A 22145-nucleotide genomic window follows, 5' to 3' on the forward strand; every position below is an offset into this window, starting at 1 on the left:
GCTCCGCCCATTTTTACTCCTGCCGTAAACCTCCAGACAAGCAATTTTCCATCACGTTTTTTTGCGAGGAATTTGCTATGTCGAGTACCCAAAAACCCGTTATTTCTGAAAAGAAACCGTCAAACCGCCGCGAACAGCGCGCGCAGGCACAGTCGTTTATCGACAGTCTGCAGGGCGAGGCCTTTCCTAACTCCCGACGTATTTATCTTGAATCTGACCGCCAGGATATCCGCGTGCCAATGCGTGAAATCCAGCTCAGCCCGACGCTGGTCGGCGGCGGTAAAGACAATCCGCAGTTCGAAGAAAACGAAGCGATTCCTGTTTACGACACCGCCGGGCCTTACGGCGATCCGGCGGCGGTTATCGATGTGCATACCGGTCTGGAAAAATTACGCGCCCGTTGGATAAACGAGCGTGCGGACACGGAAGAACTCCCACAAGTCAGTTCCGGTTTTACCCAGCAGAGGCTGGCGGATGACGGGCTGGATCACCTCCGCTTCGAACACCTGCCGCGCCCACGCAAAGCCATTGCAGGCAAAAATGTCACGCAACTGCATTACGCCCGCAAAGGCATCATCACGCCTGAGATGGAATTTATCGCCATTCGCGAAAATATGGGGCGTGAACGGATCCGTGGCGAGGTTCTGCGCCAGCAACATCCCGGGGAGAGCTTTGGTGCGCATTTGCCCACCAATATCACCGCAGAGTTTGTGCGGCAGGAAGTCGCTGCCGGTCGCGCGATTATTCCCGCCAACATCAACCATCCTGAATCAGAGCCGATGATCATCGGGCGCAATTTCCTGGTGAAAGTAAACGCTAATATCGGCAACTCGGCGGTGACGTCTTCCATCGAAGAAGAAGTCGAGAAACTGGTGTGGTCCACACGCTGGGGGGCTGACACCGTGATGGATCTCTCCACCGGCCGTTATATACATGAAACCCGTGAATGGATCCTGCGTAATAGCCCGGTACCGATCGGCACTGTGCCAATTTATCAGGCACTGGAAAAAGTGAATGGCGTGGCCGAAGATCTGAACTGGGAAATGTTCCGCGATACGTTGCTGGAACAGGCCGAACAAGGTGTCGATTACTTCACCATTCACGCCGGGGTATTGCTACGTTACGTGCCGATGACCGCCAAACGTCTGACCGGGATTGTGTCGCGCGGCGGTTCGATCATGGCGAAATGGTGTCTTTCACATCATCGCGAAAGTTTCCTGTTTGAGCATTTCCGCGAAATCTGTGAAATCTGCGCCGCCTATGATGTTTCGCTGTCACTGGGAGACGGCTTGCGCCCTGGCTCCATTCAGGATGCCAACGACGAAGCACAATTTGCCGAATTACGTACGTTAGGGGAACTGACCAAAATCGCCTGGGAATATGATGTTCAGGTGATGATCGAAGGACCGGGACATGTGCCGATGCAGATGATCCGCCGCAACATGACCGAAGAACTTGAACATTGCCACGAAGCGCCCTTCTATACCCTCGGCCCGCTGACCACCGATATCGCACCGGGTTACGACCATTTCACCTCCGGTATTGGTGCCGCGATGATCGGATGGTTCGGCTGTGCCATGCTTTGTTATGTCACGCCGAAAGAGCATCTCGGCCTGCCGAACAAAGAAGATGTTAAACAGGGTCTCATCACCTACAAAATCGCCGCGCATGCCGCCGATTTAGCGAAAGGACATCCCGGTGCCCAAATTCGCGACAACGCCATGTCAAAAGCACGTTTCGAATTCCGCTGGGAAGACCAGTTTAATCTGGCTCTCGATCCCGCAACAGCTCGTGCCTATCACGATGAAACGCTGCCTCAGGAATCCGGCAAAGTGGCACACTTCTGCTCGATGTGCGGTCCGAAATTCTGCTCAATGAAAATCACTCAGGAAGTTCGCGATTATGCCGCAACGCTCGAAGCCAAAGCCCAGCCGGTAGAAATTGTTGAATCCGGTATGGCACAGATGTCTGTCGAATTCCATTCGCGCGGCAGCGAGCTTTATCACCCGGCCGATAAGCTCAGTTCGGAGATCAGCAAATGAATCAGTCCGCTCAACCCTTTCCTGCCGTTCCGTTCCACCTCGGTTTATATCCGGTCGTGGATACCGTGGAATGGATCGCCCGCCTGCTGGATGCGGGCGTTAAAACGTTGCAATTACGTGTGAAAGATTTGTCTGATGAGGAAGTCGAACCGGCAATTATTGACGCTATCGCGCTGGGCAAAAAATATCAGGCGCGGTTATTCATCAACGATTACTGGCGTCTGGCGGTAAAGCATCAGGCTTATGGTGTGCATTTAGGTCAGGAAGATCTGGATACTGCTGATCTTGAGGCAATCCGTCAGGCCGGTTTACGGTTGGGTGTTTCCACGCATGATGACACCGAACTGGCACGCGCTGTCGCCGTAAATCCTTCTTATATCGCCCTTGGTCATATCTTCCCGACGCAGACCAAAGATATGCCTTCGGCGCCGCAAGGGCTGGCAGAACTCACCCGACATATTAAGAAGCTCGATGGCAACTTCCCGACGGTGGCCATCGGCGGGATCAGCATTGACCGCGCACCGTCGGTTCTCGACTGCGGCGTCGGCAGCATAGCCGTCGTCAGCGCCATTACGCAGGCGGCGGACTGGCGTGCAGCAACGGCACAACTGCTGGCCTTATGCGCCAGTAAGGTGCCGGAAGATGCTTAACGATGCCGCTTTTATGCGCTACAGCCGTCAGCTGATGCTGGAGGAATTCGGTCCGCAGGCACAGGAAAAATTACAGGCGGCGAAAGTACTGATTGTCGGCCTTGGTGGTTTGGGTTCTCCCGCAGCCTTGTACCTGGCAGCAGCAGGCGTCGGCACGCTTTTTCTGGCCGATGACGATCAACTGCATATCACCAATCTTCAGCGACAAATTCTCTATCGCACAGCGGATCTCGATCAGCCCAAAGCCGCTCTGGCAAAGCGTGAACTGCTGCGCCTGAATCCGCTTTGCGAAGCCGTGGCAATCACGGAACGTCTGGCAGGCGAAGCGTTGACCCGTGCCGTATCGGGCGCCGATATCGTTTTAGATTGCAGCGATAACATGGCCACCCGGCATGCGGTTAATAAAGCTTGTGTGGATGCCGGTAAAACCTTGATCAGCGGCAGTGCCGTCGGATTCAGTGGGCAGCTTCTGGTTATCGAAGCCCCTTACGCTCACGGCTGTTATGCCTGTTTATATCCGGATCAGGAAACCGTGCAGCGCAACTGCCGCACATCCGGCGTACTCGGACCGGTGGTCGGTACCCTCGGTACATTGCAGGCACTGGAAGCACTGAAAATTCTGGCTGGCCTGCCTTCTGTGCTGAGCGGCAAATTACGTCTGTTCGACGGCAAAACGCAAAACTGGCGTTCACTGCAACTCACGCGTTCATCAGCCTGCGTCATCTGCGGAGGCTACGCATGAACATTCTGGTCAATGATGAATCACATCAATTCAGTCAACCGCTCACGTTACTGAACCTGCTCAGTTTACTGGCGTTAAACCCTGCAGGCAGCGCGCTGGCGGTTAATCAGGTCATTATTCCCCGCGATAACTGGTCTGCTCATTTGCTGGAAGATGGTGATGAGATCCTGCTCTTTCAGGCGATAGCCGGAGGCTGACATGTTAAAAATTGCTGATACCACATTTACGTCGCACCTTTTTACCGGGACGGGAAAATTCGCCAGTCCGGCGTTAATGCAACAAGCGCTTGAAGCATCCGGCTCTCAGCTGGTGACCATGGCGATGAAACGCGTCGATCTGCGTCGCGGAGGTGATGATATTCTGTCCCCTCTGCAACAGCTCGGCGTCCGTTTACTGCCCAACACATCGGGTGCTAAAACAGCTGAGGAGGCCATATTTGCTGCACAGCTGGCAAGAGAAGCACTGGGAACCCACTGGGTGAAACTTGAAATTCATCCCGACGTAAAATATCTGCTTCCCGATGCCGTTGAAACCTTGAAAGCCGCAGAGATTCTGGTGAAGCAGGGATTTGTTGTTTTGCCATATTGCAGCGCGGATCCAGTGCTGTGTAAACGTCTGGAAGAAGCGGGCTGCGCCGCAGTGATGCCGCTGGGCGCGCCGATCGGTTCCAATCAGGGGCTGCAAACCCGTGAGTTTCTGCAAATCATCATCGAGCAGGCACGCATTCCGGTCGTTATTGATGCCGGTATTGGCGCGCCAAGCCAGGCCGCTGAAGCATTGGAAATGGGAGCCGATGCTGTGCTGGTCAATACGGCGATTGCCATCGCAGGCGATCCGGTCGCCATGGCGACAGCATTCCGGCTGGCGGTTCAGGCCGGTGTAATCGCCCGTCAAAGCGGCCTGGGCGGCAGACAGCAGCAAGCCAGCGCGTCCAGCCCGCTGACCGGTTTTCTCAATACCTCGCAGGTGTTGTCATGAATAACTTTACGGATGTGTGGTCAGCGCTGGACTGGGATGACATTTCCCTGCGCATCAACAGCAAAACATCCCGTGATGTCGAACAGGCGCTCAGCCGCAACAAAATCAGCCGTGAAGATTTCATGGCATTGATTTCTCCGGCTGCGCAACCTTACCTGGAACCGATGGCGCAACGTGCTCAACAACTCACGCGTCAGCGATTCGGCAATACGGTGAATTTCTTCGCACCGTTATATTTATCCAATCTTTGCGCCAACGAATGTACCTATTGCGGCTTTTCGATGAGTAATAAAATCAAACGAAAAACGCTGGATGAAGATGAAATCAGGCGGGAATGCGAAGCACTGAATGCACTGGGTTTCAAACATTTGTTGCTGGTCACCGGGGAACATAAGGGAAAAGTCGGCATGGATTATTTCCGCCGTCATTTCCCGGCGATCAGAAGCCATTTCGATTCGCTGATGATCGAAGTGCAGCCGCTGCAACAGGAAGAATATGCTGAGCTGAAAACGCTGGGGCTGGATGGCGTGCTGGTTTATCAGGAGACCTATCATGCACCTACCTATGCCTTGCATCATCTTCGCGGGCAGAAACAAGATTTTTTCTGGCGACTGGAGACACCGGACCGGCTCGGGCGTGCGGGAATCGATAAAATCGGGCTTGGGGCGCTGTTCGGGCTTTCTGGCAACTGGCGGACTGACAGCTATATGGTGGCAGAACATTTGTTGTATCTGCAACAAACCTACTGGCAAAGCCGTTATTCGGTGGCATTTCCGAGATTGCGGCCTTGTACCGGCGGTATCGAACCGGCTTCCCTGTTAGAAGAAAACCAGCTTGTACAACTGATATGTGCCTTCAGGATGCTGGCACCGGATGTCGAGCTTTCATTGTCGACACGTGAATCACCTTACTTCCGCGATCATGTCATCCCGCTTGCGATCAACACCGTCAGTGCAGGATCCAAAACACAACCCGGTGGTTATGCCGATGATCATCCGGAACTTGAACAATTTTCCCCGCACGACAACCGTTCACCTCAGCACGTAGCAAACGCGTTAACCCGCGCCGGGCTGCAACCGGTCTGGAAAGACTGGGACAGTTTTTTGGGGCGCGTCTCGCAGGAAAATGTCGCCGGATGGCAAACAAGTAAACTCTCAGGAATGCAGATTCCATAAAGTAATTTTGCCCCTCGCACCTGCAGGCCAGGAGCATTAATGTGCGTTTGCCACTGCACATTCGCAACTGGCCGGCGCCACTCATCCCGGCGCTGCTTCCAAATAGCCGGAACAGGTTATCGTCCAGTTCCCTGTTCCGGCTCCTCTTTACAAGTCTCTTCCTTTCTCCAATTTCAGGCAAAAAAAAACCGCTCCGAAGGAGCGGTTTTATGCGTTTCGACAGAAGACGATTAATCGTCGCTGTTACCGAAACCTGCGTTCAGCAGTTCAGCCAGGTTAGCCGTTGCTTCATCCGCGCTGACTTGCGGTACAACTGGCACTTCGCCTTGTGCTTTACGGCGTGCACGATCCTGATGATAAGCGTAACCGGTACCGGCTGGGATCAGACGGCCAACGATAACGTTCTCTTTCAGGCCACGCAGTTCATCACGTTTACCCGCAACAGCGGCTTCAGTAAGAACGCGCGTAGTTTCCTGGAACGACGCTGCAGAGATGAAGGATTCGGTTGCCAAAGAGGCTTTGGTGATACCGAGCAGGTCACGGGTAAAGGTTGCCGTGATTTTGCCTTCAGCTTCCAGCTGACGGTTAGCGATTTTAACGCGAGACATTTCTGCCTGCTCGCCTTCCAGGAAGTCAGTGCCACCCGCGCTAACGATGGTGCCTTTACGCAACATCTGACGAACGATAACTTCAATGTGTTTATCGTTAATCTTAACGCCTTGCAGACGGTAAACTTCCTGCACTTCGTTGGTGATGTAGCGGGTAACCGCGTGAACACCACGTAAGCGCAAGATGTCGTGCGGAGACTCAGGACCGTCGGATACGACGTCACCACGTTCCACAACTTCGCCTTCGAACACGTTCAGCTGACGCCATTTAGGGATCATTTCTTCGTAAGCATCGCTGCCATCCAACGGAGAAATTACCAGACGACGTTTGCCTTTGGTTTCTTTACCGAAGGAGATGATCCCGCTGATTTCAGCAAGGATTGCAGGCTCTTTCGGACGACGTGCTTCGAACAGGTCAGCAACGCGTGGCAGACCACCGGTGATGTCCTTGGTACCGCCGGATTCCTGAGGAATACGCGCCAGGGTGTCACCAGAGTGGATCTGAGTACCATCTTCCAGCTGAACAATCGCTTTACCTGGCAGGAAGTATTGAGCAGGCATATCAGTACCTGGGATCAATACGTCGTCGCCTTTAGCGTCAACGATTTTCAGTGCCGGACGCAGATCTTTACCGCTACCGGTACGCTCTGCAGAGTCCAGAACAACCAGAGAAGACAAACCGGTCAGGTCGTCGGTCTGGCGGGTAATGGTCTGAGTATCCACCATATCGGCAAAGCGAATGAAACCACTCACTTCACTGATAACTGGCATTGTGTGCGGATCCCAGTTAGCTACGGTTTCGCCGCCGTTAACAGATGCACCATCACCTTTGCCCATCACGGAACCGTAAGGCACTTTATAGCTTTCTTTGGTACGACCGAATTCGTCGATCAATTTCAGCTCAGTGTTACGGGAAGTGATAACCAGTTTGCCGTTAGAGTTGCTAACGTGCTTGTGGTTGCTCAGTTTAATGGTACCGGTGTTCTTAACCTGAATGCTCGATTCTGCTGCCGCACGAGATGCCGCACCACCGATGTGGAACGTACGCATCGTCAGCTGGGTACCCGGCTCACCGATGGACTGTGCTGCAATAACACCGATCGCTTCACCTTTGTTGATGATGTGACCACGTGCCAGGTCGCGACCGTAGCAGTTTGCACACACACCAAAGTCGGTTTCGCAACTTACGACTGAACGTACTTTCACGCTGTCGACTGAGTTCTCTTCTAACAGATCACACGTCTTTTCGTGAAGCAGGGTGTTACGTGGAACCAGAATATCCGCCGTCCCCGGCTTGAGGATATCTTCTGCAGTTACACGACCCAATACACGTTCGCGCAGGGGTTCTTTAACGTCGCCACCTTCGATAACCGGAGTCATCATGATGCCTTCGTGAGTACCACAGTCGTCTTCGGTCACAACCAGATCCTGCGCCACGTCAACCAGACGACGGGTCAGATAACCGGAGTTAGCCGTTTTAAGTGCGGTATCCGCCAAACCTTTACGAGCACCGTGAGTAGAGATGAAGTACTGGAGTACGTTCAGACCTTCACGGAAGTTCGCGGTGATTGGCGTTTCAATGATGGAACCATCCGGCTTAGCCATCAGGCCACGCATACCGGCCAGCTGACGAATCTGTGCAGCAGAACCACGCGCACCAGAGTCAGCCATCATAAAGATACTGTTGAAGGAAACCTGCTGTTCAACAACACCGTCACGGTTGACGACGTCTTCAACAGACAAGTTTTCCATCATTGCCTTAGCAACACGTTCGTTGGCCGCAGCCCAGATGTCGATCACTTTGTTATAGCGTTCGCCAGCAGTGACCAGACCAGACTGGAACTGTTCCTGGATTTCAGCAACTTCGGTTTCTGCTTCTTCGATGATCTCTGCTTTCTTCGCAGGGATTACCATGTCATCGATACCTACAGACGCGCCTGAACGGGCAGCGTAAGCAAAACCGGTGTACATGATCTGGTCAGCAAAAATAACGGTCGGCTTCAGGCCCAAAATGCGGTAACAGGTGTTCAGCATTTTGGAGATAGCTTTTTTGCCCAGAGGCTGGTTGACGATAGAGAACGGCAGACCTTTTGGCACGATCATCCACAGGATGGCGCGACCGACAGTCGTGTCGATAATCGACGTCTTGTGCGTAACTTCGCCTTCGGTATTTTTGATCTCTTCGGTGATACGCACTTTGACACGCGCATGCAGAGAGGCCAGACCGCCGCGATAAATACGCTCAGCTTCTTTAGGACCGGTCAGAACCATGCCTTCGCCTTTGGCGTTAACACAGTCACGGGTCATATAGTACAGACCCAATACAACGTCCTGAGAAGGAACGATGATTGGCTCGCCGTTCGCAGGTGACAGGATGTTGTTGGTAGACATCATCAACGCACGCGCTTCCAGCTGAGCTTCCAGCGTCAACGGTACGTGAACAGCCATCTGGTCACCATCGAAGTCGGCGTTATATGCCGCACAAACCAGCGGGTGCAGCTGAATTGCTTTACCTTCGATCAGAACCGGTTCAAATGCCTGGATACCCAAACGGTGCAGGGTTGGTGCACGGTTCAGCAGTACCGGGTGTTCGCGGATAACTTCGTCCAGGATATCCCAAACGACAGCTTCTTCGCGCTCAACCATTTTCTTCGCGGCTTTGATGGTGGTGGCCAGGCCACGCAGTTCCAGCTTGCCGTAAATGAACGGTTTGAACAGTTCCAGTGCCATTTTCTTCGGCAGACCACACTGGTGCAGACGCAGGTATGGACCTACGGTGATAACGGAACGACCCGAGTAGTCGACACGTTTACCCAGCAAGTTCTGACGGAAACGACCTTGTTTACCTTTAATCATGTCTGCCAGAGATTTCAGCGGACGCTTGTTAGAGCCGGTGATTGCACGACCGCGACGGCCGTTATCCAGCAAAGCATCTACCGCTTCTTGCAGCATACGTTTTTCGTTACGTACGATGATGTCTGGCGCAGCCAGATCCAGCAGGCGTTTCAGACGGTTGTTACGGTTAATAACGCGACGATACAGATCGTTCAGATCCGACGTTGCGAAACGGCCGCCGTCCAACGGAACCAATGGACGCAAGTCTGGTGGCAGTACCGGCAGCACAGTCAGGATCATCCACTCTGGTTTGTTACCAGACTGAACGAACGCTTCCAGCAGCTTGATACGCTTGGTCAGCTTCTTACGTTTGGTTTCGGAGTTGGTTTCATTCAACTCTTCACGCAGTTGCTCGCACTCTGCTTCCAGATCCATGTTTTTCAACAGGGCCTGAATAGCTTCCGCACCCATCTTCGCGTCGAACTCATCACCAAACTCTTCCAACGCATCCAGATACTGCTCTTCAGTCAGGATCTGGCGTTTTTCGAGGTTAGTCATGCCGCCTTCGATAACCACATAGGATTCGAAGTACAGAACACGTTCGATGTCACGCAGTGGCATATCCAGCAGCAAACCGATGCGCGATGGCAGCGATTTCAGGAACCAGATGTGTGCAGTCGGGGAAGCCAGTTCGATGTGGCCCATACGCTCACGGCGTACTTTAGTCTGGGTCACTTCAACGCCGCACTTCTCGCAGATCACGCCGCGATGTTTTAAACGCTTGTACTTACCGCACAGGCATTCGTAGTCTTTTACTGGTCCGAAAATACGGGCACAGAAAAGGCCGTCACGTTCTGGTTTGAACGTACGGTAGTTAATGGTTTCTGGCTTCTTAACTTCACCAAAAGACCAAGAACGGATCATGTCTGGCGATGCCAGAGCAATTTTGATCGCATCAAACTCTTCGGTCTTAGTTTGCGCTTTCAGAAACTTTAGTAAGTCTTTCACGGATTGGCTCCCGTCGGGTTAGACCTGTTAGGCACCTGGTCTGTATTGATTAACAGGCAGGTGCCCCTGTGATCAGTGCGAATTCGAGTACTTACTCGTCTTCCAGCTCGATGTTGATACCCAGAGAACGGATTTCTTTCAACAGTACGTTGAAGGATTCCGGCATGCCTGGTTCCATACGATGATCGCCATCTACGATGTTTTTATACATCTTAGTACGGCCGTTCACGTCATCGGACTTAACAGTCAGCATTTCCTGCAGGGTATACGCGGCACCGTATGCTTCCAGTGCCCACACTTCCATCTCACCGAAGCGCTGACCACCGAACTGAGCTTTACCACCCAGCGGCTGCTGAGTAACAAGGCTGTAAGAACCGGTAGAACGCGCGTGCATCTTATCGTCAACAAGGTGGTTCAGTTTCAGCATGTACATATAGCCGACGGTAACCTGACGCTCGAATTGCTCGCCGGTACGGCCGTCAAACAGTGTGATCTGGCCAGAGGTTGGGATTCCGCCCATTTCAAGCAGTTGCTTGATCTCTGTCTCTTTCGCACCGTCGAAGACTGGTGTTGCGATTGGCATACCTTTTTTCAGGTTCTCAGCCAGACGCAGTACTTCGTCATCGGTAAAGGTGTTCAGATCCACTTTCTGACGTACGTCGTCGCCCAGATCATAGGCACGCTGGATGAACTCGCGCAGCTTAGAAACTTCTTCCTGTTTCTTCAGCATGGCATTGATTTTTTCACCAATACCTTTCGCGGCCATACCCAGGTGGGTTTCCAAAATCTGACCAATGTTCATACGTGATGGAACGCCCAGCGGGTTCAGTACGATATCAACAGGTGTCCCGTTTTCATCGTAAGGCATATCTTCGATCGGGTTGATCTTGGAGATAACACCTTTGTTACCGTGGCGGCCTGCCATCTTGTCACCAGGCTGGATTTGACGTTTAACGGCCAAATACACTTTAACGATTTTCAGCACACCAGGTGCCAGGTCATCGCCCTGAGTGATTTTACGACGCTTAGCTTCGAGTTTTTTCTCAAACTCGGATTTCAGTTCGTCGTACTGTTCAGCAAGCTGTTCCAACTGATTCTGTTTGTCTTCGTCAGTCAGTGACAGTTCTAACCAACGATCGCGAGGCAATTTGCCCAACTTGTCAGCTTCAACACCGCCAGCAACCAGCGCAGACTGGATACGTGCAAACAGACCGGCTTCCAGGATCTGCAGCTCTTCAGTCAGGTCTTTCTTAGCCTGCTTCAGCTGCATCTCTTCGATTTCCAACGCACGCTTGTCTTTTTCCACGCCATCGCGGGTGAAGACTTGCACGTCGATAACCGTACCGGAAACGCCGTTTGGTACACGCAGAGAAGAGTCTTTAACATCAGATGCTTTCTCACCGAAGATCGCACGCAGCAGTTTCTCTTCTGGCGTCAGCTGGGTTTCGCCTTTAGGCGTTACCTTACCCACCAGAATGTCACCACCGGTCACTTCAGCACCGATATAAACGATACCGGATTCATCCAGTTTGGAGAGCGCAGCTTCACCCACGTTAGGGATGTCAGCGGTGATCTCTTCAGGCCCTAACTTGGTGTCACGGGACACACATGCCAGTTCCTGGATATGGATGGTGGTGAAGCGGTCTTCCTGCACAACACGTTCGGAGACCAGGATGGAGTCTTCGAAGTTGTAACCGTTCCAGGGCATGAACGCGACACGCATGTTCTGACCCAGAGCCAGTTCGCCCAGATCTGTTGACGGACCATCTGCCAGCACGTCGCCGCGCTCGATAGGTTCGCCCAGATTCACACACGGCATCTGGTTGATGCAGGTGTTCTGGTTAGAACGGGTGTATTTGGTCAGGTTATAAATGTCGATACCTGCTTCGCCCGGGTACATCTCTTCTTCGTTAACACGAATAACGATACGGGATGCATCCACGTACTGAACAATACCGCCACGTTTGGCTACGGCAGTCACACCGGAGTCAACCGCTACAGCACGTTCCATACCAGTACCTACCAGCGGCTTATCAGCGCGCAGGGTCGGAACTGCCTGACGTTGCATGTTCGCACCCATCAATGCACGGTTGGCGTCATCGTGTTCCAGGAATGGAATCAGTGAAGCACCAACGGATACCACCTGCTGGGTAGAAACGTCCATGTAGTCAACCTGATCGCGGCTAAACAGGCTTGATTCGCCTTTGCTACGACAAGTGACCAGGTCTTCAATGAAGCGCCCTTCTTCGTCCAGGTTGGAGTTCGCCTGAGCGATAACGAAGTTGCCTTCTTCAATAGCAGACAGATAGTTGATTTCATCAGTCACCAGACCATCACGTACGCGACGGTAAGGGGTTTCCAGGAAACCGTACTCATTGGTCTGTGCATAAACAGACAAGGAGTTGATCAGACCGATGTTTGGACCTTCTGGCGTTTCGATTGGACATACGCGACCGTAGTGAGTCGGGTGTACGTCTCGAACTTCAAAGCCAGCACGTTCACGGGTCAAACCGCCCGGGCCCAATGCAGAGATACGACGCTTGTGCGTGATCTCAGACAACGGGTTGTTCTGGTCCATAAATTGTGACAGCTGGCTTGAGCCGAAGAATTCTTTCACCGCAGCCGAAATCGGCTTAGCGTTGATCATATCCTGAGGCATCAGCGTGTCGAGGTCGCCCAGAGACAGACGCTCTTTAACAGCACGCTCAACACGAACCAGACCTACACGGAATTGGTTTTCAGCCATTTCGCCGACGGAACGAATACGACGGTTGCCCAAGTGGTCGATATCATCCACTTCGCCCTGGCCGTTACGAATGCCGATCAGCTTTTTCATTACCTGAATGATGTCGTCTTTGCTCAGGATACCTGAGCCTTCGATTTCATCACGCAGCAGAGAACGGTTGAACTTCATACGACCTACAGCAGACAGGTCGTAACGATCTTCAGAGAAGAACAGGTTCTCAAACAGGCTTTCCGCCGCTTCACGCGTTGGTGGCTCACCAGGACGCATCATTCGGTAGATCTCAACCAGTGCGCTCAAGCGATCGCTGGTTGGGTCGACGCGAATGGTCTCGGACATGTACGCGCCATGATCGAGGTCGTTGGTGAACAGCGTTTCAATGGTTTTGTGACCGGACTGGCTCAGTTTCGCCAGCAGATCCAGAGACAATTCCATGTTAGCAGGGACGATCAGCTCACCGGTATTGGTGTCGATGTAGTCTTTAGAGACCACTTTCCCTGCGATGTACTCAACAGGAACTTCGATGCGCTGAATTTCGTCTTTTTCAAGCTGACGAATATGACGGGCAGTGATGCGGCGGCCTTTTTCTACATAGACTTTGCCGTCAGCTTCGATATCAAAGGAAGCTGTTTCACCGCGCAGGCGCTCAGGTACCAGTTCCATTTGCAACTTGTTGTCGCGGATCTGGTAAGTCACCTTGTCAAAGAACAGGTCAAGGATCTGTTCAGTCGTGTAATTTAATGCACGCAGAATGATGGTCGCAGGCAATTTACGGCGACGGTCAATACGTACAAACAGGTTGTCTTTCGGGTCAAACTCGAAATCCAACCATGAACCGCGGTAAGGAATGATACGTGCGTTATAAAGCACTTTACCCGATGAGTGGGTTTTACCCTTATCGCTGTCGAAGAATACGCCCGGACTACGGTGCAGCTGAGATACGATAACCCTCTCAGTACCGTTAATCACAAAGGTACCATTTTCGGTCATGAGCGGAATTTCGCCCATATAGACTTCTTGTTCCTTGATGTCTTTGACCGTACCTTCTGGTGCTTCGCGTTCGTAGATCACCAGGCGCAGTTTCACGCGCAGTGGCGCGGAGAACGTCACACCACGGATCTGGCATTCTTTAACGTCGAATACAGGCTCACCAAGACGGTAGCTAACGTATTGCAGCTCAGAGTTACCGCTGTAACTCTTGATAGGGAATACAGAACGGAATGCAGCTTCCAGACCGTACTGGCCTTCCGGATCTTGCTCGATAAACTTCTGGAACGAGTCAAGCTGGATAGAAAGGAGATATGGAATGTCCAAAACTTGTGGACGTTTACCAAAATCCTTACGAATGCGTTTTTTCTCGGTATAGGAGTAAACCATAGGGTTCCTCAGCTCGCTGATCAGTGACCCAATCTTGTCTGCCCTGAGAAGGACAGTTCATGCAACACCGTTTATGTCGACCGGAAAGCAGAAACGCTTCCCGCAATATCTGTTTTCTACCACTCTTAAATCATTTCGTTGTGCGTTATCTGTAGATGAGCTACAGCAAGAGGCAACAATATATTAAGGCGTCTATAGAAAGAGATATTAGAGTAGTTCAGTGCTCAAACAGTGTGAAACACCACTGACACTCTATAGCGCAAAAAGGCTGGTGACTAAAAAGTCACCAGCCATCAGTCTGTTAGGACAGACTGCACTCCGGGAAGTTAAACTTACTTAACTTCAACAGAAGCACCAGCTTCTTCCAGAGATTTTTTCAGAGCTTCAGCGTCGTCTTTGCTGATGCCTTCTTTCAGAGCTGCTGGAGCAGACTCAACCAGGTCTTTCGCTTCTTTCAGACCCAGGCCAGTCGCGGTGCGAACAGCTTTGATAACTGCAACTTTGTTCGCGCCAACAGCGGCCAGAACAACGTCGAACTCAGTTTTTTCTTCAACAGCTTCAGCAGCAGCAGCAGGACCTGCAACAGCAGCAGCAGCAGAAACGCCGAATTTTTCTTCCATAGCGGAGATCAGTTCAACGATTTCCATTACAGACAGAGCTGCAACGCCTTCAATGATTTGTTCTTTAGTGATTGACATTTCAAGTGTTCCTAGAATTCAGAAATAGTTTATACGTAAGCAAATGAACGAGATAAAAAAGGCTGATTAAGCAGCTTCTTTCTGATCGCGTACAGCAGCCAGAGTGCGAACCAATTTGCCTGCAGAGGCTTCTTTCATGGTTGCCATCAGGCGTGCGATTGCTTCTTCGTAAGTAGGCAGAGTTGCCAAGCGGTCAATTTGAGCCGCAGAGATAAACTCACCTTCAAAGGCCGCAGCTTTAACCTCAAATTTTGCATTCGCTTTAGCGAAATCTTTGAACAGACGGGCAGCAGCGCCTGGGTGTTCAGTAGAGAATGCAATCAAGGTTGGACCGACAAACGTGTCTTTCAGGCACTCAAACTGAGTACCTTCTACGACGCGACGCATCAAGGTGTTGCGAACAACACGCATGTAAACGCCAGCTTCACGACCTGCTTTACGCAGTTCAGTCATTTTATCTACGGTAACGCCACGGGAATCCGCAACAACCGCAGACAGCGCGCCTTTGGCTACTTCGATGACTTCAGCAACAATCGCTTGTTTGTCTTGAAGATTTAATGCCATTAGCTTTTTGCTCCTGGATTTAGCCGGGGAAAATCCCCGGAACTCACATCACTTGTTATCGAGAATCGATATCAAGCGTTCAAACACGGTGAGCAGAGAATCCAGCAAAGACAAATCTTAATTCTTTATAAAAAAGACAAAGAAATATTTTCTTCAGGCTCTGTCACCGTCTACGCAGGAAGGATTAAGCCCCTTTCAGGGCACCTGCGGTCTTGGACGGAGGTCTGGATAGGCCAGACTCCAACCGAAAATTCTTGGTTTCGCATTTACGAAACAACGGGCCATAGATTCTAGACAAATCTATCGCCCGCGTAAAGCGATAAACGTCAGCAGTTAATTAGTTAACTGTTGCGCTCAGGCCGCTTTGATCAACAGAAAGACCCGCGCCCATGGTAGTGGACAGGCTTACTTTCTTGATGAAAACGCCTTTAGCCTGGGAAGGCTTCGCTTTTTTCAGAGCGACCAACAGAGCTTCCAGGTTTTCTTTCAGCTTGTCGGATTCGAAATCAACCTTACCGATAGTGGTATGGATGATGCCGTTTTTGTCGTTACGGTAACGAACCTGGCCTGCTTTAGCGTTCTTAACCGCTTCAGCAACGTTAGGTGTTACGGTACCGACTTTCGGGTTAGGCATCAGACCGCGTGGGCCCAGCACCTGACCTAATTGGCCAACAACGCGCATTGCATCTGGAGATGCGATAACAACGTCGAAGTTCATTTCGCCTTTCTTGATCAGGTCAGCCAGATCTTCCATACCGACCAGTTCAGCGCCTGCAGCTTTAGCAGCTTCAGCGTTTGCACCTTGGGTGAAGACGGCAACGCGAACAGAACGACCGGTGCCGTGTGGCAGTACGGTTGCGCCGCGAACGTTTTGATCTGATTTACGAGCGTCGATGCCGAGGTTAACAGCAACGTCAACGCTTTCTACGAATTTAGCAGTGGCCAGCTCTTTGAGCAGAGCAACAGCTTCGGTGATGTCATACTGTTTAGTAGCATCAACTTTGTCACGGATCACGCGCATGCGCTTGGTCAGCTTAGCCATTTATTAATCCTCCACTACCAGGCCCATGGAACGAGCAGTACCTTCGATGGAGCGAGTCATCGCTTCAACGTCAGAACCAGTCATGTCCGCAGCTTTGGTTTCTGCGATTTCACGAACCTGAGCACTCGTTACTTTACCCACTTTGTCTTTGTTCGGCTTGCCGGAACCAGACTTGATACCAGCCGCTTTCTTCAGCAGTACTGCTGCAGGAGGGGTTTTGGTAACGAAGGTGAAAGAACGGTCAGAATAAACAGTAATAACAACAGGAATTGGCAGGCCTTTTTCCATGCTATCAGTCTTAGCATTGAACGCCTTACAGAATTCCATGATGTTCACACCTTGCTGACCCAAAGCTGGACCAACTGGCGGACTTGGGTTTGCCATACCAGCTGAAACTTGCAGCTTAACGTAGGCTTGTACTTTCTTGGCCATGGTAAATATCCTCGTTTGGGTAATATCGCCTTTTTAAAGAGGCTCCCCGTTGTTTGCAGAACTTTTGTTCTTACGTTTTACGTGCAGAGGCTGCACATAAAAACAAAAGGCGCGAAATTATAGTTCAATTTCGCGCCTTGTACAACATCTGTTCTTATGAATATAGAGAACGTTGTTGTTAACCTTTTTCAACCTGACCGAAGTCCAGTTCAACCGGTGTTGCACGGCCAAAGATGGAAACAGACACTTTCAGGCGACTTTTCTCGTAATCAACTTCTTCGACCACACCATTGAAGTCCGCAAACGGGCCGTCATTAACACGCACCAGTTCACCTGGTTCGAACAACGTTTTAGGACGTGGCTTATCACCTACTTGTTGCAGGCGATTCATGATCGCATCAACTTCTTTATCGCTGATTGGAGCAGGACGATCTGACGTTCCGCCAATGAAGCCCATAACACGAGGAACGCTGCGAACTAAGTGCCAGCTGGCGTCATTCATCACCATCTGTACCAGCACATAACCAGGGAAGAATTTACGTTCGCTTTTACGGCGCAGCCCACCACGAATCTCAACCACTTCTTCGGTTGGAACCATGACTTCACCAAACAGTTCTTCCATGTCATGTAATTTGATGTGCTCACGCAGCGATTGCGCTACGCGGCCTTCAAAGCCAGAAAACGCCTGAACGACGTACCAACGTTTTTTAGGTGCTTCAGACATTTAGAACCTCAAGCCAGTAATGAAAGATACCAGGCGGACTAAAATACCATCCAGCCCCCACAGAATCAGAGACATAACGGCAGTTACCGCAGCAACGATCAGTGTGGTATGCAATGTTTCCTGGCGCGTTGGCCAAATGACTTTACGTACTTCAGTACGCGCTTCACGAGCAAACGCGACCGTCGCTTTGCCTTTAGTGGTCAGTAAAGCCACTGCGCCTGCAATTGCGATAATAACAACTACGGCTAACGCGCGTAACGGCAGGCTGTATGCACGGTAATAATAGTTACCGACAATAGCTACAACCAACAAAACGGCAACAATCAGCCACTTTACCGCTTCCAGGCCGCGCCCGCTCCCTTGAGCCTCGGTATTCGCACTCATAAACCAACCCGTCACAATGATTCAGAACAAACAACTTTGCCTCGCATTGCGAGGCAAACCAAACCGATCGATGCTCTACTTGAGCGCAATTCGGTGTTTTACGCTATATCTCAGAGCCTATCTCACCAGTGATTATGACGTATAAATCGCTGATGAGATAGGTTCTAGCGCCACAGCGTAGAAAAAAGGGCATCGAATGATGCCCTTTTAATGTGTATTGCGTCAACGAATAGTGACAAAAAACTATCAGCGATTAAGCGATAACTTTAGCAACAACACCAGCACCTACAGTACGGCCGCCTTCACGGATTGCGAAACGCAGACCGTCATCCATCGCGATTGGGTGGATCAGGGTAACAACCATGTTCACGTTGTCACCAGGCATAACCATCTCAACGCCTTCTGGCAGTTCGATAGTACCGGTCACGTCAGTTGTACGGAAGTAGAACTGTGGACGGTAGCCTTTGAAGAATGGAGTGTGACGACCACCTTCATCTTTGCTCAGGATGTACACTTCGGAATCAAACTTGGTGTGTGGTTTGATTGAACCTGGTTTAGCCAGAACCTGACCACGTTCGATGTCTTCACGCTTGATACCACGCAGCAGAACACCCACGTTCTCGCCCGCACGGCCTTCGTCCAGCAGTTTGCGGAACATTTCAACGCCAGTACAAGTAGACTTAACAGTGTCCTTGATACCGACGATTTCAACTTCTTCGCCCACTTTAACGATACCGCGCTCTACACGACCGGTAACCACTGTACCACGACCGGAGATGGAGAATACGTCTTCGATTGGCAGCAGGAATGGCTTATCGATAGCACGCTCTGGCAATGGAATGTAGCTGTCCAGTGCTTCTGCCAGTTCGATGATTTTCGCTTCCCAAGTAGCATCGCCTTCCAGTGCTTTCAGCGCTGAACCTTTGATGACCGGGATGTCGTCGCCTGGGAATTCGTAAGCAGACAGAAGTTCGCGAACTTCCATTTCTACCAGTTCCAGCAGCTCTTCGTCATCTACCATGTCGCATTTGTTCATGAACACGATCATGTATGGAACGCCAACCTGGCGACCCAGCAGGATGTGCTCACGAGTCTGAGGCATAGGGCCGTCAGTTGCAGCAACAACCAGGATAGCGCCGTCCATCTGAGCAGCACCGGTGATCATGTTTTTCACGTAGTCGGCGTGCCCTGGGCAGTCAACGTGCGCGTAGTGACGAGTCGGGGTGTCATATTCAACGTGGGAAGTGTTGATGGTGATACCACGAGCTTTTTCTTCTGGTGCGTTATCGATCTGGTCGAATGCGCGTGCAGAACCGCCGTAGGTTTTAGCCAGAACGGTAGTGATTGCTGCAGTCAGGGTAGTTTTACCGTGGTCAACATGGCCGATAGTACCAACGTTAACGTGCGGTTTGTTACGTTCAAATTTTTCTTTAGACATCGATTGTCCCTCTAAGACACGGTTAAATCGGTGGTATCACCACATCAACCAAGCATTTGCTTGACGAATTAGTTTACAGAAAGAAAATCAGGAGGGAGAATTTGGAAGTGGTGCTGATAGGCAGATTCGAACTGCCGACCTCACCCTTACCAAGGGTGCGCTCTACCAACTGAGCTATATCAGCACATACTTGGAGCGGGCAGTGGGAATCGAACCCACATCATCAGCTTGGAAGGCTGAGGTAATAGCCATTATACGATGCCCGCATCCTGGAACTCGGCTACCTGATTGTTCTGAAGAACTTGAAGACGGGGAAAAGGACGTGAGACACTTAATTCCTCACCTTCACTTGAAGCGACTCTTTCACTTCAAGCTGCCTCATTACTAAGGCTTGTATGGTGGTGGGGGAAGGATTCGAACCTTCGAAGTCGATGACGGCAGATTTACAGTCTGCTCCCTTTGGCCGCTCGGGAACCCCACCTAATTGTTCAGTACTTGAATGGTGCCGGCACCAAGAGTCGAACTCGGGACCTACTGATTACAAGTCAGTTGCTCTACCAACTGAGCTATGCCGGCATCAAGTGCTGCGCATTCTATGGAGACTTTACGGGGTATGCAACAAAAAAATTGCATGTTTTGCACTATCGCTCATGTTTTATTCAAAAAGTAAGCTTTTTCCCTTTTTCCGCAGTGAAAGGGGTGAAAATATATTCAAAAGCGCCACTTCTTCATCTTTGTCTGGGCACGACATAAACCCCTTTTCTGTACTTCATTACTGAAATAAATCCTTTGCAGGGCGTAACGGTCTTCTTGGATGCACTGAAAATGCGCGCTTGCCACACAAATGAACATCAAAAGGCATTTCTTTATCAGTTCCGCTTGATTTAAAGGCCATTTATATTGGCGCATTTTTTGCACTCTTCATGGGGAAGGCACTATTTTGCTATTTTAAGGAGTGCAGCTATGAAAATTGTCATGCTCAACGCCGCGACATTACCTATTTATAGAGATGAACTGGCACAACTGCTCGTACAAGCCAACACCACAGGCGCTTCTGTGGGGTTCCCGCATGTCACCGGACAAAGAGATGCTGAAGACTCTTTTCATGATTTACGCCCCGCACTGACTCATAATGAGCGATGGCTTTGGATCGCCAGAGATGAAAGAGGTGTCATAGGGACCGTCCAACTCTATCTGGCTCGCTCTCCGGATTTACCTCATCAGGCCGAAATCAGTACTTTGCTGGTCAGTGCCCGTGCGAGACGACGCGGCGTTGGTCGTCTGTTAATGCGTGCACTGGAAAATACTGCCCAGAACCTGCGTTGTTCCGTTCTGTCTTCAGATATGCAGTCAGGTTCAGACGCCGAAGCGTTCTATCGTGCTCAGGGTTATCGCTGCGCTACACTCAGGCAAGACGCTGCCCGATACAGCAGAAAAAATGGAGTGGTTTATTGCAAACAACTACCGTCTTTTACCTGCATATCTCAACCCCTCTTTTAGTCTTGAAAGTGTGCGGTGACCGTTTCACCGCACACTTTCAAAGACTTTCCGCGTTTACATAACTTTCTCAAAAAATTTTAAACTCAATCAAAGAAATCGATAAGTTATAAGAAAAAGATCTCCCTCGAAAATTAAGGTGTCTATAATATGCTGCTGGTTTACTGTCTGGAGTTGGCGTGATCGCCTTTCCTGACCTGCGCTAACAGGCAGACTTTAACTTATGAAAAAAAGAGACCCATCTTTGGCAACTCCTTATCTGCAGTTTGATCGTGCGCAGTGGGCAGCCTTACGTGATTCAGTACCGCTCACGCTCAAAGAAGCAGAAGTGGTGAACCTGAAAGGCATAAACGAGGATTTATCCCTCGAGGAAGTTGCACAGATCTATCTGCCACTTTCGCGCCTTCTCAATTTTTACATCAGTTCCAACCTGCGACGACAAGCCGTGCTTGAGCAGTTCCTTGGTACAGACGGGCAGAAAATTCCTTATGTCATTGGAATTGCCGGGAGTGTAGCGGTAGGTAAAAGTACGACAGCCCGCGTCCTCCAGGCATTATTAAGCCGTTGGCCAGAGCATCGTTCAGTAGAACTGATCACCACAGATGGTTTCCTCTATCCCAATAAGACGCTCCAGGAGCGTGGGATCATGAAGAAAAAAGGGTTCCCTCAGTCTTACGATATGCACCAACTGGTGAATTTCGTTTCAGAGGTTAAATCAGGGGCACGACATGTTACTGCGCCAGTTTATTCGCATCTGATCTACGATGTGATACCGGATGGCAATAAAGTGATTGAGCAGCCAGATATTTTGATCCTTGAAGGACTGAATGTCTTACAAAGTGGCATGGATTACCCTCATGATCCTCATCGTGTATTTGTTTCCGACTTTGTCGATTTCTCTATATACGTTGACGCACCTGAAAACTTATTGCAGAGCTGGTATATCAATCGTTTCCTGAAATTCAGGCAGGGGGCATTCTCAGACCCAGATTCTTATTTCCATCATTATGCAAAACTGCCAGAAGAAGAAGCGGTGAACATTGCAACACAGTTGTGGGATGAGATTAATGGTTTGAATTTAAAAGAGAATATCCTTCCAACTCGTGAAAGGGCGAGCCTAATTTTGACGAAAAGTGCCAATCACGCTGTTGAAAGTGTCCGGTTGAGAAAATAAACATACTGCCATATAACGAATAAAGGAGAGCGCG

At 50.7% G+C, this 22145-nt stretch carries 17 protein-coding genes and 4 tRNA genes; 8 read left to right on the plus strand and 13 right to left on the minus strand.

The features are described from left to right. The first annotated feature begins 77 nt into the window (after positions 1–77). Genes thiC through thiH form a run of 6 tightly spaced genes read left to right on the plus strand, consistent with a single transcriptional unit; the run spans position 78 to position 5587 of the window. Positions 78–2042: a phosphomethylpyrimidine synthase ThiC gene (gene thiC / locus RAHAQ2_RS20380; protein WP_015699033.1), complete on the plus strand. Its 1965-nt coding sequence runs from the start codon at positions 78–80 to the stop codon at positions 2040–2042. Next, on the plus strand, positions 2039–2692 hold the full coding sequence (gene thiE / locus RAHAQ2_RS20385) for a thiamine phosphate synthase (protein ID WP_015699034.1): 654 nt from the start codon (positions 2039–2041) through the stop codon (positions 2690–2692). The genes thiC and thiE overlap by 4 nt, the downstream gene beginning before the upstream one ends. Beyond that, complete coding sequence (locus RAHAQ2_RS20390) at positions 2685–3434, plus strand: HesA/MoeB/ThiF family protein (protein WP_015699035.1); 750 nt, start codon at positions 2685–2687, stop codon at positions 3432–3434. Before thiE ends, RAHAQ2_RS20390 begins: the two co-directional genes overlap by 8 nt. After that, positions 3431–3631 (plus strand): sulfur carrier protein ThiS, encoded by a 201-nt coding sequence (gene thiS, locus RAHAQ2_RS20395; RefSeq protein WP_015699036.1) that lies wholly within the window; start codon positions 3431–3433, stop codon positions 3629–3631. The genes RAHAQ2_RS20390 and thiS overlap by 4 nt, the downstream gene beginning before the upstream one ends. 1 nt (position 3632) lies before the next feature. Continuing rightward, positions 3633–4412, plus strand: a complete 780-nt coding sequence (locus RAHAQ2_RS20400) for a thiazole synthase (protein WP_015699037.1) — start codon at positions 3633–3635, stop codon at positions 4410–4412. Further along, a complete protein-coding gene (gene thiH / locus RAHAQ2_RS20405) occupies positions 4409–5587 on the plus strand; it encodes a 2-iminoacetate synthase ThiH (RefSeq protein WP_015699038.1) in 1179 nt (392 codons plus the stop codon). Before RAHAQ2_RS20400 ends, thiH begins: the two co-directional genes overlap by 4 nt. 230 nt (positions 5588–5817) lie before the next feature. Here thiH and rpoC read toward each other — a convergent pair whose 3' ends face one another. The 13 genes from rpoC to RAHAQ2_RS20470 all read right to left on the minus strand — a co-directional run bounded on the left by rpoC (position 5818) and on the right by RAHAQ2_RS20470 (position 20016). After that, positions 5818–10038 (minus strand): DNA-directed RNA polymerase subunit beta', encoded by a 4221-nt coding sequence (gene rpoC / locus RAHAQ2_RS20410; RefSeq protein WP_013577408.1) that lies wholly within the window; start codon positions 10036–10038, stop codon positions 5818–5820. A 91-nt stretch (positions 10039–10129) separates the two neighbouring features. After that, the gene (rpoB, locus tag RAHAQ2_RS20415; RefSeq protein WP_015699039.1) at positions 10130–14158 is read right to left on the minus strand and encodes a DNA-directed RNA polymerase subunit beta; all 4029 of its coding nucleotides are present in this window, start codon (positions 14156–14158) and stop codon (positions 10130–10132) included. Between the two features lie 332 nt (positions 14159–14490). Then, on the minus strand, positions 14491–14856 hold the full coding sequence (gene rplL / locus RAHAQ2_RS20420) for a 50S ribosomal protein L7/L12 (protein WP_013577410.1): 366 nt from the start codon (positions 14854–14856) through the stop codon (positions 14491–14493). 66 nt (positions 14857–14922) lie between these two features. Then, complete coding sequence (gene rplJ, locus RAHAQ2_RS20425) at positions 14923–15420, minus strand: 50S ribosomal protein L10 (protein ID WP_013577411.1); 498 nt, start codon at positions 15418–15420, stop codon at positions 14923–14925. Between the two features lie 337 nt (positions 15421–15757). Continuing rightward, complete coding sequence (rplA, locus tag RAHAQ2_RS20430; protein ID WP_015699040.1) at positions 15758–16462, minus strand: 50S ribosomal protein L1; 705 nt, start codon at positions 16460–16462, stop codon at positions 15758–15760. Positions 16463–16465: 3 nt separating this feature from the next. Continuing rightward, positions 16466–16894, minus strand: a complete 429-nt coding sequence (rplK, locus tag RAHAQ2_RS20435) for a 50S ribosomal protein L11 (protein ID WP_015699041.1) — start codon at positions 16892–16894, stop codon at positions 16466–16468. 178 nt (positions 16895–17072) lie between these two features. Beyond that, a complete protein-coding gene (gene nusG / locus RAHAQ2_RS20440) occupies positions 17073–17618 on the minus strand; it encodes a transcription termination/antitermination protein NusG (RefSeq protein ID WP_013577414.1) in 546 nt (181 codons plus the stop codon). Then, positions 17619–18002, minus strand: coding sequence for a preprotein translocase subunit SecE (secE, locus tag RAHAQ2_RS20445; protein ID WP_013577415.1), 384 nt, complete (start codon positions 18000–18002; stop codon positions 17619–17621). It lies immediately after the preceding gene. Positions 18003–18255: 253 nt separating this feature from the next. After that, the gene (gene tuf, locus RAHAQ2_RS20450; RefSeq protein ID WP_013573670.1) at positions 18256–19440 is read right to left on the minus strand and encodes an elongation factor Tu; all 1185 of its coding nucleotides are present in this window, start codon (positions 19438–19440) and stop codon (positions 18256–18258) included. 108 nt (positions 19441–19548) lie between these two features. Next, positions 19549–19624, minus strand: a tRNA-Thr gene (locus RAHAQ2_RS20455). A 7-nt stretch (positions 19625–19631) separates the two neighbouring features. Continuing rightward, a tRNA-Gly gene (locus tag RAHAQ2_RS20460) sits at positions 19632–19706 on the minus strand. A gap of 130 nt (positions 19707–19836) precedes the next feature. Then, positions 19837–19921, minus strand: a tRNA-Tyr gene (locus RAHAQ2_RS20465). Between the two features lie 19 nt (positions 19922–19940). After that, positions 19941–20016 (minus strand) — tRNA-Thr (locus RAHAQ2_RS20470). Between the two features lie 387 nt (positions 20017–20403). On the opposite strand from RAHAQ2_RS20470, the gene RAHAQ2_RS20480 reads away from it, so the two are divergent. Continuing rightward, positions 20404–20940, plus strand: a complete 537-nt coding sequence (locus tag RAHAQ2_RS20480; RefSeq protein WP_015699042.1) for a GNAT family N-acetyltransferase — start codon at positions 20404–20406, stop codon at positions 20938–20940. 220 nt (positions 20941–21160) lie between these two features. Further along, positions 21161–22111: a type I pantothenate kinase gene (gene coaA, locus RAHAQ2_RS20485; protein WP_015699043.1), complete on the plus strand. Its 951-nt coding sequence runs from the start codon at positions 21161–21163 to the stop codon at positions 22109–22111. Positions 22112–22145 lie beyond the last annotated feature (34 nt).

Origin of the sequence: Rahnella aquatilis CIP 78.65 = ATCC 33071, from assembly GCF_000241955.1 — a bacterium.
GTDB lineage: Bacteria > Pseudomonadota > Gammaproteobacteria > Enterobacterales > Enterobacteriaceae > Rahnella > Rahnella aquatilis.